Origin of the sequence: Burkholderia sp. BCC1644 (assembly GCF_902833225.1) — a bacterium.
Classification (GTDB): Bacteria; Pseudomonadota; Gammaproteobacteria; order Burkholderiales; family Burkholderiaceae; genus Burkholderia.
Map to the genome: position 1 here is coordinate 16523 of NZ_CADFEI010000025.1, position 12858 is coordinate 29380.

Sequence of the window (12858 nt, forward strand, 5' to 3'; positions counted from 1 at the left end):
CACCGGGCTTTTTTCATGGGCACCGCACATGCGCATCAGCGCGACGCGAGCGGATTCTTCTGGCCCATGTCGACGACCAGCGTACCGTCCGGCAGCATCCGCACCGAGCCCTGTGCGACCTGGCTGCGGTAGCCGTACAGGTCGAAACGCATCGGGCCGGCCTCGGCCGAATTGCGGATCAGCGCGCGCACGTTCAGCTCGAGCACGTTGAACATCTTCATGTCGCCGCCTTCCATCCACATGTAGCTCGGCGCGTCGATCTGCGGCCGCTTCGGCGCGGGTGCGCCGGCCGCGCGCCGGAACGTGAGGCGCAGTCCGTCGCGCTCGACCGTGGCCTGCCCGAGCTTGCCGTTCAGCATCGGCGGCGGGAACACGGTGTACTGGTCGAGCACGAGCGTGTCGCCGCGCAACTCCGCGCCGCGCCGCTGCAGCGGCGTCAGCGACGCGAGCTCGATGCCGAGCGAGCGCAGAAGCTTCGCCTGCGGAATGCCGAGCACCGACACCTGCGCGGGCTTGAACGCGAGGTGCCGGTCGTCGAGCACCGTCAGCGAGCCCTTCATGTCGGTCGGCAGCCAGACGCCCGGCACGTGATTCCACAGCTTGATGCCGCCCTGGACGCGCAGGTTCTGGCCGTCCGCGCTCAGTTGCAGGTCGTTCAGCGAACGCGGCGAGTAGTCGAGCAGGTAGTTGTTGAACAGCGCGGACATCGCCTTCCACGACTCGACGACCGTGCCGCCGAGAATGCGGATGTCGTACTGGTTCGGATCGTCGAGATCGACGGGCTCACCGGGCCGCTTCGACACGAGCTCGACGTCGAGATCCTCGACATGGAAGCCGATATCGCCGGACAGGTTGAAGTCGACGTTGTGCAGATGGATCGTCGGGTTGCGGTTCGACACGTGCCGTTCGTTGAACGGCGTGGTCGACGTGCGCCGCATCGCCACCTTCTGCATGCCGGGATGCAGGGTGTCCGCCACGAGCGCATAGGCTTCCCAATGCTGGCGCACGTCGCGCAGCGCAGACTGCTGCGTCGCGAGGAAGCTGTCGTTCAGGCGCGCGGTCGCGTTGCCGAGCAGCGCGCCGCTGGCCGGGCCCGTGTACGAGGGCATCCGGATCGCCATTGCACCGCTCTCGTCGAAATTGAAGTAGCCGGCCGACACCTGGTCGCGATAGTGATACAGGTCGAACACGAACGTCTGGTCGCGCTTCGACGGATCGACCGGACCGATCAGGATGTCCGCGTTCATCGGCATCGAGCGCATGAACTTCACGTCGCCGCCGCGGATATACATCGCCTGCTGAGGTGCGCTCGCGGGCATCGCGAAGCCGGCATGCGTGCCGTCATCGAGCTTCAGGTCGAGGCCGGCCGGCGTCACGCGCAGCGCGGTGATCGTGAGCTTCAGGCGCGGCGGCGGCATCAGCTTGTCGACCGCCATCACGAGATCGTCGCCGGCGAGCTGCGCGATCGGCGTCTGGACTTTCAGCAGATCGGCCATCTTCACGTTGGCCGCGCGCATCACCGGTTGCGCGTTGATGCCCGACACGCGTACGCCGGTCGGGTGGAACACGAGCTGGCTGCCGTCGCGTATCGCAAGCGTGCCGGTCAGCGAGAACGGGACCCAACTGTCGCGCTGCATCTCGCCTTGAAGATGGATCACGCCGTCGCCGGCCGATACGGCCAGCTTGCGCAGCGGCGCGTTGCGGTAGCCGAAGATGTAGGTGTTGAAGAGGGCGGTCAGCTTCGCGTTGTCGAGCGTGACCGTGCCTTCGTGCACGTCGATCTGGAAGCTCGTCGGATCGTCGAACACGATCGGCGCGCCGGCCTGCGTCGGCACGAGCGTGGCCGACAGCTGATGAATGAAGAAACCGAGGTTGTTGACGATGCGGAAATCGACGTCGCGCAGGAACGTCATCGCGCCGCTCTGACCCGAGTCGCGCAGCGTGAACGGGCGCGGTTGCGTGAGGCTGAGCGACGCGACCGACGGTACGGTGCGTGCAATCTGCTGCTCGCGCGCGAGGCGCTCGGCTTTGGTGCGTTCGATCTTCGTCGACGCGACCGAAGGGTTGCCGTCGCGCTGCGCGGCCGATTCAGCGCAGCCGGCGCAGAGCAGCGCGAGCGCAAGTGCGCCGCAGCCGAATACGCGGGTCGCGGTGTGCGACGCCGGGGCGGCCGTGCGTCGCAGGCCGGACATCCAGTCGAAAATTGCCAAAGGCGAGCGATGGCCGCGCCGGACCGCATTCCGCATCGTCTGTCTCCATGTCTTGTCGTGATCGACGGCGGCGCGTGCCACTGCACGGCGCGAGCGTCGATGCCGTGCAGTGTGTCATAGCGTGCTAGAGCGGCGTTACCAAACAACGGGCGCGCGGGCGTGGTGCGCCGGCGGACTGCGGGACAATGGATTCGAGGTGGTCGGGCGGCCGGATCAAACGGTCGTTTGGTTTTTGCCGGGCGTCGGCCGGGGCCTTTTGCGGCGACCGGGCAAATCCGTCGCGAGCCTTGGCTGGCGCGGGTTTGCCCGGATGGGCGATGCGCCGGCCGGTCAGACCAGCAGGCGCTGCCGGATCGCGTTCTGCGTGGCCTGGTCGAGTTGCAGGCCGTTCTCGATATACGACGCCATCGAGCCGTACGAAGCCGTGACCTGATCGAATGCCGCTTGCAGATAGTCGGCGTGTGCGCCTTGCAATGCGGTCATCATGTCCGCTGCATTCTGCCCACCGGCTTTTTGGGCCTGGGCGACGGAGGCGGCGATTTCGGCTGCGCTGTACGTGTTGGTCAGCAGGTAGTCGTCGACGATCGTTTGCTGCGGGACGCCGACGATCGTGTGCAGGATGGCGGTTGCCCAGCCGGTGCGATCCTTGCCGGCCGTGCAATGGAACACCAGGTTTTCACCCGTGCCGGCGAAGCCGGTGAACAGCGCGTGATAGCTCGCATGCGCGGTGTCCGACGTCACGAACGCGCGGTACATGCTCAGCATGAAAGCGGTCGCGGTTGCTCCGCTGGTCGGGAGCGGATCGATGCTGGCGGCGCCGAGCACGTTGAGGTTTTGCCAGGCGGCGCCGGCGAGCGTCACATCCGGTTGCGTCTTGATTTCGGCGGGTGTGCGCAGGTCGCAGATCTGCTTGATGCCGAGCGTGCCGACGGTCGCGACGTCGGCGCTGGACAGTGCGAGCGCAGACGAGCGATAGATCACGCCTTTCTTCATCTTCGTGCCGCCGGTCGTTGCATAGCCGGTGCCGTCCGGCCCGGCCGTGTCGCGAAAGTTCGATGCCGAAGCCAGCCGCGGCGTCGTGACCGGTGCGACCGAGATCGAGTCGCCGCCGCATGCCGACAGCAGCGACGCGCTCCCCAGCGCCACGCCTATCGTGCCGGCGCTCAGCCGGAGAAATTGTCGACGGGAGATTTCGTTTTTCTGATGCATTCAATGCCCTTTGTCGAAGACGGTTACAAGACGTCGCGACTGCGGGTGACCGAAGCCGCCTCCTGTCTCGCGCAACGCGGCAAAGCCGGGCGGGCCGGATCGATCGGCATGCAGTCGGACGGTTCGCCGGGCGCGTCGATCTCGCGCCGGCTAACCGCACGGTAGCGATTTAAGGAGAATCGGCCATCGTCCTTTTTGATGAGAGACTTGGTCGACGCGGGCCGTGCATCAACGGATACGATCGGCGTCGACGGCGAGGTAAGATCGGCATCAGTGGCTGGTTCGATCACAACAGGTAGCCATCACGGGGAAGCGCCATGGACCTGAAGGAAGTCGACGTACTGGGTGCGGGGGTAGGCGATCACTGGTACTACGCGTCGAAGGCGAGCGCGGTCCGACGGTTTCTGGGCGGGGCGGGCGCGAACCGGATCCTCGACGTCGGAGCGGGCTCCGGCTTTTTCTCGAAGCACCTGCTGGAGCGCACGCAGGCATCGGAAGCATGGTGTGTCGACACAAGCTACGCCGACGATACCGACGAGGAGACGGCCGGCAAGCCCATTCACTTTCGGCGATCCGTCGAACGCTTCGATGCCGATCTCGTGTTGCTGATGGACGTGCTCGAGCATGTCGACGACGACGTCGGTCTGCTGACGCAGTACGTGAGGGGCGCGCCTTCGGGCAGCCGGTTCCTGATCACGGTGCCCGCGTTCCAGTTTCTCTGGAGCGGCCATGATGATTTTCTCGAGCACAAGCGCCGCTATACGCTAGGCAGTCTCGAGGAGGTGGTGCGTCGCGCGGAGCTCGACGTCGAGCACGGCGCTTATTATTTCGGTCTCACGTTTCCGCTGGCGGCCGCGTTGCGGCTCGGCGAGCGGGCGCGTCGGCAGCCGCGCGAGCCGGCATCGCAACTGCGCCGTCACCATCCGCTCGTCAACGGCTTGCTCAAGACGATCTGTCGCATCGAGTTGCCGATGTTCCGCTTCAATCGCGTCGCCGGATTGACGGTCATCTGTGTGGCGCGCAAGCGGTGAATGCGACGCAAGGGCCGTGAGGTCGGTGCGCAAGGCGTGCCGCCATGCGCACGGGCACGTGCAGCCGTGCCGTCAGGCCAAAAAATTTCACAAGAACATTCACAAAATGCATGCGACCCGATTCTAAATCGGAACAGTGTCTGTTATACTTTTCCTCTTTCGGGGCGTAGCGCAGCCTGGTAGCGTACCTGCATGGGGTGCAGGTGGTCGGAGGTTCAAATCCTCTCGCCCCGACCAGACAAAGAACCCGCGTCAGCTCAGGCTGGCGCGGGTTTTTTCTTGCCCGTCGCTTTTTTGCACATCGCGGCGCGGCCCCGGTAAAATGCAAGGTTGATCCACGGAAAGCGCCGTGATTTAGCGGAAGAGGATTCCCCGAACATGACTGATCTTCGTCTTACCATGCGGTTCGCTGCAGTGCTCGCCACCGGCGCGCTCGTCGCCGGTTGCGGTACGTCGTCGCCCACGAAAGTGGACTACAAGAGCGATTCGAAATCGAAGGAAGCGTCGCTCGCAGTGCCGCCCAACATGCTCGACGAGACGGCCGATCAGCGTTCGCTGCCGCCCCAGGGCGGCGCGACTTCCCTGTCTGCGCTTCAGCAGGTCCAGCAGGCAGCGCCCGCGCTGGACACCGTCGCACCGACCGTGACCGGCATGCATATCCAGCGCGACGGCACCGAGAGCTGGCTCGTGATCGACGCCAAGCAGCCGGCCGACATCTGGCCGCAGGTCCGCCGGTTCTGGCAGGAGCAGGGCTTCCTGCTCGTGGTCGACCAGCGCGACAAGGGCGTGATGGAAACCGACTGGAACGAAACCCATCCGCAGATCAACGACGGCCTGATCCGCAGCGTGATCTCGAAGGCGATGGGCAACTCGTACGTGACGGCCGAACGCAACAAGTACCGCACGCGCCTCGATTCGGCGCCGAACGGCGGCACCTACGTGTTCATCAGCCAGAAGGGCATGCGCGAGGCGATCACGGGTGCGAACAACGATTCGAGCAAGTGGGAGCCGAAGCCGAACGATCCGGCGCTCGAGACTGAATACCTGAAGCGGTTGATGGCCGTGCTCGCGCAGAATGCGCAGCGCGCGAAGAACGGCGAGCCGCCTATCGCGAACATCAAGGACAACACGGTACCGGCGGAGAAGAAGGCCGACGCCGACGCATCGTCCAAGGCTGCCGCGGCGGTCGCCGCGCAGAACGTCACGCGCACGTCGGCACAAGGCAACGACGCGGCCGACGCGGCTGTGCCGTCCGAAGTCACACTCGGCGAGCCGTACGACCGGTCGTGGCTGCACGTCGGCCTCGCGCTCGATCGCGCGAACTTCACGGTCGACGATCGCGATCGCACGAAGGGTCTGTATTTCGTGCGCTACGTCGATCCGAAGGATCTGACCTCGGCCGAGCAGGGCTTCTGGAGCCAGCTGTTCCACGGCAAGAAGGAAAAGCAGGCGAAGCAGTACCGCGTCAACGTGAAGGCGGTCACGGCCGACCAGACGCGCGTTGCGATCGTCGACGATGCGGGGGCGATCGACACGACGTCCGCGGCACGCCAGATCATGGGGCTGCTCGTGAATCAGCTGCGCTGATCGCGATACCTCCCTGCGTCACCGAAAAGCCCGCCATTCGGCGGGCTTTTTTCATGGCTGCTTGCTCCGGTGTGCGCATGTGCGAGCGGTTCGGTCCCTCCTCGTGACGTTACGTAACATCCGCGCGTTACGGCGGCAGAACACGTGTCACATTGTCTCGGACATAAAAAAATGTCCTTTTAAATCAATGAAATGATCGGCGTGAGAAGGCTGGCATGCAACCTGCTTTATATGTTGGAATTGTTGAAACAGGGAGGATGACGTCAGATGCCGGGCGGGCGCCGCGAGCGCCGGATCATCGGTATCGGCGTCTTCGAATGCCGGCGCGACATGCGCCGGTGCAACCGATGACGATCCGCGCCAGCGTGCGGATCTCGATGGCCCCGTCGCCTATCCTCGTAGGGCGACGGTTTCGCCCGCGCTTCTCTGAAGCGCGGGCTATTTTTTTGGGGCCGTCGGTTCGTGTCGCATCGGCGTGGCCGATGCGCGACGTGTGATTCGCGTATTCTCGGACTTTTATCGATGAAGGAGTCGGGAATGGCGGAAATTGCAGTCGTGGCGCTGATCGTGGCGAAGCCGGGTGCCGAGGAAAAACTGCGCACCGCGCTCGAAGGGATCGTCGGGCCGACCCGCAACGAAGCCGGCGCATTGCAGTACGACCTGCACCGGGATCTGAAGGAGCCTGCGCGCTTCGTATTCGTCGAGCGTTGGGGGAGCGAGGAGGCGCTGGCTGCCCATGCGCGTTCCGCGCATATTCTCGCTTATCGGGAAGCGGCCGCGGACTGGATCGAAAGCTCCGAAATCCGCGTGCTGTCGAAGCTCGTCTGAGCCGGGCAGGGCGACCGGACGCATCCGGTCGCAGCGGCGCGTCAGTGCGACGTGCTGGGGACGTCGAGGATCAGGATGATCGTCCAGTCGGCGTCGCCGTCATGGTGATACTGGCGCTCGGCCACGATGAACGGCTGCTGCTTGCCTTGCGGGCCGAGAAACAGCACGTCGCCCTCCATCGGCAGGCACTCGATCGGCGGCAGCGCGAGGAATGCGTCGGTTGAGCCACGGGGCATCAGTTGCTTGATCTGGCGAGTGGCGGCTTCGGTCCACTCGATGTCGAGTTGAATGTTGCTCATGCTGTCCTCCGCACCGGGGTGCGCACGGGTGGAAAATTTCGGTGCGCGACTTTAGCACAGCGCGCAGGCGCCGCAACCAAAAAAGCCGAACCCGGTTGCCCGGATTCGGCTTTTCGCTTGTGCGGTGCCGCCGAACTTACTGGCTGGCAGCGTCTGCGGCCTTGGCCGCCTTCTTGCCGGCCTTCTTCGCTGCTGCCTTGTGATGAGCAGCCTTCTTGCCGTGGTGATGCTCTTCCTGCATCGCCGGCTGAGCGGCTTCAGCCGCTTGCTGCTGCTGCAGCGCTTGTGCGCGCTGCTCGATCTCGGCGATCTTGGCCGGATCGGTGATGGTCTGGATCTGCGTGCTCTCTTGCGCATACGCTGCGCCAGTCAGCGCCGACATCGCTACCAGGATAGCCAGGGACGTCTTCTTCATTGCTTTACCTCCGCTAAGTGGTGATGAACCCGAGTGTTGCCGTTTTGTCTGGCGACTGCAATCGAGTGCGTGTCGAGTGTAACAAAAGTGACGGATCAATGTGCATCGGATCACGGTGCGACGCAAGGCCCCGTTGAAGTCGCGCAACACTTCGCGTACTTCGTCACGCGCATGCCATCCTGGGCGGAATCGCCATTTCCGCGCCCGTTTTCCCGCATTTTTCAAAACCAGCCGAGCCACCGGTACACGTGGAATTGCGCGATGCCGACCAGCTCGTGCAGCGCCTGCTCGGTATTGACCACATTGCGCCAGCGCGGCAGCCAGCCTGTCTGGGCAAGCCGGCGATTCGCATAAACGGGCTGCGGGTCGATGCCGAAACGGCGGAAATCGAGCAGCGCGCGGCGCATCTGGTACGACGAGGTGACGAGAATGCGCGCGTCGTCATACTGTGAGCGTAGTATAGACGCAGTGAATTTCGCATTTTCGTAGGTCGTGCGGCTGTCCGGTTCGAGAACGAGGTCGGCAGGAGCAACGCCTTCCGCGACGAGTTGGCGCCCGTATACGGCTGCTTCGGTTTCTCCGTGACGCTGCGGGTCGCCGCCCGACATCACCACGGTGCAGCGTTCGGCCTGCTGCCGGCACGTGCGATAGAGCACCGCAGTCTTGTGGATGCGCGCGGCGCCGTCGGGTGGCGGGCGCAGCCCGTTGTCGGTGCGGTGCGTGCCGGCGCCGATGAGAATCAGCGTGGTCCGCCCATGCATGTCCGGGTGCTCGACCGGCGTGACGCCAGCCTCGGTCCAGGCGATCAGCGGCGCGGCGAGCCAGCCCGTCGCGAGCAGCCAGAACAGCGCAACGGCGGCGATCGAGATGATTCTCCGCCGCTTGCGGCAGAGCATGAAACAGATGAAGAGAAGTACAAATGAATCGAACAGAATCAATTTGATTGGGGTATGGTGTCTTTTTATGGACGGCTGACGATCCGGCCCTGACGCGACGCCGAACGTCGGCCTCCAGAATCGGTGGCGGTATCGGCGGGCGGAGACCCCGCCCGGCGCGCCGCTTCGCATTGTCGCTGCACTTTAAGAAAGAATCGAGATGGCCACGTATTCCAACGAAGCGGTGCTCGACGCATTGAGACGAGTGCAGTACCGCCAGGTACCGTGGGCACGCCGCCCGGGCGTGTTCGAGTATCTCCGTTCGCTCGGGCTGATGGACACGGTCAGGCAGAAGACCGTTGCCCCCGCGCCGGGCTTCCACGCCCCGGTCGACATCGCCGTGCTGACCGACAGCGGTCGAGCCGAATTCTCGCGCCTCGAGCATGACGAGAAATTACTTTCCTGGACCGATCGCCGCATGGACGACTACGCGTTGAGCGAAGCGAGCGCCGTGGCGATTCTCGAAAGCCGCCTGTAGCGGCGGATCATCCCGGCTCGTGCGTCGCCGCGCGGGTCGGTCATGCCAAAAAAAAGCCCGTATCACGAGGATACGGGCGTACCGGATACTTTTGCTGTTGCCACGCTGTGCTCATGGCAACGATGTGACTCGTCGCTTGCGGCGCAGTTCCCGAAAGCGGTCATTTTCTTTGGCGAATTCCTGAAATCGGCAGGACTACGGATGACGCGGCACGTCGGACGGCTGCGAGCCGATGCGCGCCCGCGCGTTGCTGGCAATGTCGCCGCGCAGGTCGCCGCGCGGTACGGTCTGCCGGCCGGACGCGTTGGCGGACGGCGGCTGGCGGAGGGTATTCCGGTGATCCTGCTGGCGATGAGGCGGCTTCGTGCGATCGTCGGCATGGGCTGGAGCGGTCAGTGCCAGGGAAATGACAATGCCGCATGCAACGAGCAGTGACATTGGTTTCATGGCGGGGCTCCCTTCAAGCCGTCGACGCGGCCTGTTGATATGTCGCTAAGGTAAGCGCGGGAGTGCAGGCTTGCTGTAAATATTGGTAAATAGATGTATCTCGGCACGACAACGGTAATCGACGGCAATGCAGGCGCCGCGAAAAGGTCGCGTCGCAGAAAGAAACCGGGCGGCCGAAGCCGCCCGATCGAGCATACGTTACGCCATCTTGACGGGCGCGCGCCAGGATTCCGGGTTGGTCCAGAAGGCGCCGCGCAGCCGATCGCGGCTCGGCGGTGCAGGCGGCTTCGCAGCGCTTGCGCCGATGCGCCCGCGCAGCGAGATCTGCCGGCCGCTCGTGCCGAGTCGCTTCACGATTTCGGCGAGCGTGCCGTCCGCCTGCCATTCGTCGAAGCGACGGCGGCAGGTCGGCGGCGACGGGTAGCGGCCCGGCAGCTTCGACCAGCCTTCACCCGTCGACAGCACCCACAGCACGGCGTTGACCACCGAGCGGGCTTCCACGCGGGGACGGCCGCGCCGTTCACTCCGTGCGGGTTCCGAGCAAAACAGACCCTCGACCAGCGCCCACTCGTTATCTCTCAAATCGTCGAACAGCATCATGTCCTCACCTCAGCGAAGCTAACTCCGGTGCGCTGCCCTGCGCCGCGCACTCTTCAAGCACTCGATCGTCGAGTGCCGGGTGGGGGCGTCCGGTTGGCCGGCAGCGGCGTTTCTGCTCTTCCGTCCGACGAAACCTGCGCCCTGTGCGCCAGGTAATGCACGAAGCGTGCCATGTCGGAGGTGAATCCCTCGAGAGCCGCTTGGCAGCGAGCTAACGGCTAAGTCAGCTAGGGGCGTATAAGACGCCAAAATAACCCGCCAGCAAATCGGGACAATCACCAATCTTGTGCAGTTCGCCCGCACCACGTGCGTTTGGCGATGTATTGCACCGCAGCGAAACATTCGCGGCGGGTGCCGGATTCGCACATCGAGGCCGGATTCGCGCATTAAAATCGCGCATCGATATCGACGATTGATGAGGTCTGGGGATGAACGTCACGCTGCGCCAGCTTCGCGTATTCATCGAGGTCGCGCGGCTCAGGAGCTTCAGTCGCGCGGGCGACGAGATCGGGCTCACGCAGTCCGCGGTCAGCCGCTGCGTGCGCGAACTCGAGGCCGAGCTCGGGCTGAAGCTGATCGACCGCACGACGCGCGACGTGCAACTGACCGACGTCGGCGCGAACCTGATCGCGAGCGTGTCGCGCCTGATCGACGATCTCGACGACACGCTGCGCGAGATTCGCGAGATTGGCGAGCAGCGCCGCGGGCGCGTGATCGTCGCGGCGAGCCCGACGATCGCCTGCCGGCTGATGCCGCGTGTGGTCGCGTCGTGTGAGCGCCAGTTCCCGTTTGTGACGCTGGGTCTGCGCGACGACGTACAGAGCGACGTCTTGCGCAAGGTGAAGTCGAGTGAAGTCGACTTTGGCGTCGTGATCGGGCCGCTGACGGTCGCCGATCTCGTGTGCGAGCCGTTGATGACCGATTCGTTCTGTCTCGTCGCGCGTGCCGACCATCCGCTCGCGGCGCGGGCCGAGGTGCCTTGGACGGCGCTGGACGGTGAGCGTCTCGTGTTGCTCGATCACGCGTCGGGCAGCCGGCCGCTGATCGATGCCGCGCTGGCCGCCCATCACGTCAATGCGACGGTCATGCAGGAGCTCGGGCATTCGGCGACGGTGTTCGGGCTGGTCGAGGCGGGCGTCGGCGTGAGCGTGCAGCCGTGGCTGTCGCTGCCGCTCCCGGCCGGTTCGACGCTGGTCGCGCGGCCGCTCACGCCGCGCACCGAGCGGACGGTCGAGTTGGTGCGCCGCCGCGACCGGTCGTTGTCGCCCGCGGCGCAGGCGATCTGGGAACTCGTGCGGCAAATGCCGGCGCGGGCAGAGGACCTCGACTGACGTGCGCCGGCTTGCGCCGGCCGGGCTTGCGGGCCGGTACACTACGCGGATCGTGTTCCTCGACGGTGGTACTCGATGGTGCATTCCGATGATTTCCTTCCGGTGACCGGCCGGCCGGCGGCGCGCGCCGCGGTGCATGCGTTGCGTCCGTCGCTGATCCGGGAAGTGGCGAACGCCGGCTTCGGCGTGCCCGACATGCTGCCGTTCTGGTTCGGCGAATCCGATCGCGTAACGCCGGATTTCATCCGCGACGCCGCTGCGGCGTCGCTGCGCGACGGCGCGACCTTCTACACGCACAACCTCGGCACCGCGCCGCTGCGCGCGGCGATCGCGGCCTATGTCAGCGCGCGCCATGGCGCGACGGCGGCCGACACGGTAGCCGTGACGAGTTCCGGGGTGAGCGCGCTGATGCTGGCCGCGCAGATGCTGGTCGGTCCGGGGGAGCGCGTCGTCGCGGTCACGCCGTTGTGGCCGAATCTCGTCGAAATTCCGAAGATCCTCGGCGCGCACGTCGAATGCGTACCGCTCGGTTATGGCGACGCAGGCTGGCGGCTCGATGTCGGGCGGCTGCTCGCTGCGCTGACGCCTGACACGCGGATGCTCCTGATCAATTCGCCGAACAACCCGACCGGCTGGACGATGTCGCGCGACGACCAGCAGGCCGTGCTTGCCCATTGCCGTCGCTACGGCATCTGGCTGGTTGCCGATGAAGTGTACGAACGGCTCGCGTTCGATGCGGGCGGCGCGTCGTCGTTTCTCGATATCGCCACGCGCGACGAGCGGGTCGTCGTCGTGAATTCGTTCTCGAAGGCGTGGGCGATGACGGGCTGGCGGCTCGGCTGGCTCGTCGCACCGGCATCGGTGACGGGCGACCTGTCGAAGCTCGTCGAATACAACACGTCGTGCGCGCCAGGCTTCGTGCAGGCCGCGGGCGAAGTTGCGCTGCGCGACGGCGAGCCGTTCGTGCGGTCGTTCGTCGCGTCACTGCGCGACGCGCGCGATCACCTGGTCGCCGCGCTGCGGACGTTGCCGGATGTCGAGGTGCCGCCTCCGCCGGGTGCGATGTACCTGTTCCTGCGCCTGCCCGGCGCGGCCGACAGTCTGGCGTTCTGCAAGAGGCTCGTGCGCGAGGCGGGCATCGGCTTGGCGCCGGGGCGTGCGTTCGGCCCGGAGGGCGAGGGATTCGTACGGTGGTGCTACGCGTGCGATCCGGCCCGGCTCGATGCGGGCGTCGAGCGGCTGCGCCGGTTCCTTGAGCGCGGTTCGGCCGCCCGCTGAAGCAGGGCCGGAGCACGCGGGCCGGACTGGCGGCGACCCGCTCGGCTCATCTTTACGCACCGGGCAATTTTGCGTAATATGGCGCTCAGTCACGCGGTTCCGTCGTTGAGCCGTGCTGTTCCGTCCGGTTTGGGCCTGGCCTGAAGTTGGTTCGCCGCCCCCGGTTCGTGCTCCCATCAATATGACCGATCAGAATCGGGCGAGCGCGTC

General features: G+C 65.3%; 12 protein-coding genes, 1 tRNA gene and 1 pseudogene. 7 read left to right on the forward strand and 7 right to left on the reverse strand.

Features of this window, described 5'->3' with window-relative positions:
* Positions 1-35: 35 nt before the first annotated feature.
* Both HWX87_RS33815 and HWX87_RS33820 read right to left on the reverse strand, forming a co-directional pair.
* Positions 36-2246 carry a hypothetical protein gene (locus HWX87_RS33815; RefSeq protein WP_176051220.1) on the reverse strand — a complete coding sequence of 737 codons (2211 nt, stop codon included), beginning with the start codon at positions 2244-2246 and terminating at the stop codon, positions 36-38.
* Positions 2247-2540: 294 nt separating this feature from the next.
* Positions 2541-3356 (reverse strand): tyrosine-protein phosphatase, encoded by an 816-nt coding sequence (locus HWX87_RS33820; RefSeq protein WP_244137807.1) that lies wholly within the window; start codon positions 3354-3356, stop codon positions 2541-2543.
* Positions 3357-3736: 380 nt separating this feature from the next.
* On the opposite strand from HWX87_RS33820, the gene HWX87_RS33825 reads away from it, so the two are divergent.
* The 4 genes from HWX87_RS33825 (at position 3737) to HWX87_RS33840 (ending at position 6865) form a co-directional block, all read left to right on the forward strand.
* Positions 3737-4450 (forward strand): methyltransferase domain-containing protein, encoded by a 714-nt coding sequence (locus tag HWX87_RS33825; protein WP_176051222.1) that lies wholly within the window; start codon positions 3737-3739, stop codon positions 4448-4450.
* Between the two features lie 160 nt (positions 4451-4610).
* A tRNA-Pro gene (locus HWX87_RS33830) sits at positions 4611-4687 on the forward strand.
* Positions 4688-4828: 141 nt separating this feature from the next.
* Positions 4829-6037, forward strand: coding sequence for an outer membrane protein assembly factor BamC (gene bamC, locus HWX87_RS33835; RefSeq protein WP_176051223.1), 1209 nt, complete (start codon positions 4829-4831; stop codon positions 6035-6037).
* Positions 6038-6574: 537 nt separating this feature from the next.
* Positions 6575-6865, forward strand: coding sequence for a putative quinol monooxygenase (locus HWX87_RS33840; RefSeq protein ID WP_176051224.1), 291 nt, complete (start codon positions 6575-6577; stop codon positions 6863-6865).
* A 41-nt stretch (positions 6866-6906) separates the two neighbouring features.
* Here HWX87_RS33840 and HWX87_RS33845 read toward each other — a convergent pair whose 3' ends face one another.
* From HWX87_RS33845 to HWX87_RS33855, 3 genes are all read right to left on the reverse strand, one after another.
* On the reverse strand, positions 6907-7164 hold the full coding sequence (locus HWX87_RS33845) for a DNA-binding protein (RefSeq protein ID WP_128842225.1): 258 nt from the start codon (positions 7162-7164) through the stop codon (positions 6907-6909).
* A gap of 136 nt (positions 7165-7300) precedes the next feature.
* A complete protein-coding gene (locus tag HWX87_RS33850) occupies positions 7301-7579 on the reverse strand; it encodes a hypothetical protein (RefSeq protein ID WP_175844316.1) in 279 nt (92 codons plus the stop codon).
* Positions 7580-7800: 221 nt separating this feature from the next.
* Positions 7801-8517: a YdcF family protein gene (locus HWX87_RS33855; RefSeq protein WP_176051225.1), complete on the reverse strand. Its 717-nt coding sequence runs from the start codon at positions 8515-8517 to the stop codon at positions 7801-7803.
* Between the two features lie 157 nt (positions 8518-8674).
* Here HWX87_RS33855 and HWX87_RS33860 point away from each other — a divergent pair, with 157 nt between their 5' ends.
* Positions 8675-8992, forward strand: coding sequence for a hypothetical protein (locus tag HWX87_RS33860; protein ID WP_176051226.1), 318 nt, complete (start codon positions 8675-8677; stop codon positions 8990-8992).
* A gap of 195 nt (positions 8993-9187) precedes the next feature.
* On the opposite strand, the gene HWX87_RS38155 is transcribed toward HWX87_RS33860, so the two are convergent.
* Together HWX87_RS38155 and HWX87_RS33870 are read right to left on the reverse strand one after the other, a co-directional pair.
* Entirely contained in the window at positions 9188-9439 is a 252-nt protein-coding gene (locus HWX87_RS38155; RefSeq protein ID WP_244137808.1) for a hypothetical protein, read from the reverse strand.
* A 210-nt stretch (positions 9440-9649) separates the two neighbouring features.
* Positions 9650-10036, reverse strand: a pseudogene (locus HWX87_RS33870) (transposase); the annotation flags it as partial.
* Positions 10037-10467: 431 nt separating this feature from the next.
* On the opposite strand from HWX87_RS33870, the gene HWX87_RS33875 reads away from it, so the two are divergent.
* Together HWX87_RS33875 and HWX87_RS33880 are read left to right on the forward strand one after the other, a co-directional pair.
* Positions 10468-11370, forward strand: coding sequence for a LysR family transcriptional regulator (locus tag HWX87_RS33875; protein WP_124454817.1), 903 nt, complete (start codon positions 10468-10470; stop codon positions 11368-11370).
* Positions 11371-11445: 75 nt separating this feature from the next.
* Positions 11446-12648, forward strand: coding sequence for a pyridoxal phosphate-dependent aminotransferase (locus HWX87_RS33880; RefSeq protein ID WP_176051228.1), 1203 nt, complete (start codon positions 11446-11448; stop codon positions 12646-12648).
* Positions 12649-12858: the final 210 nt, after the last annotated feature.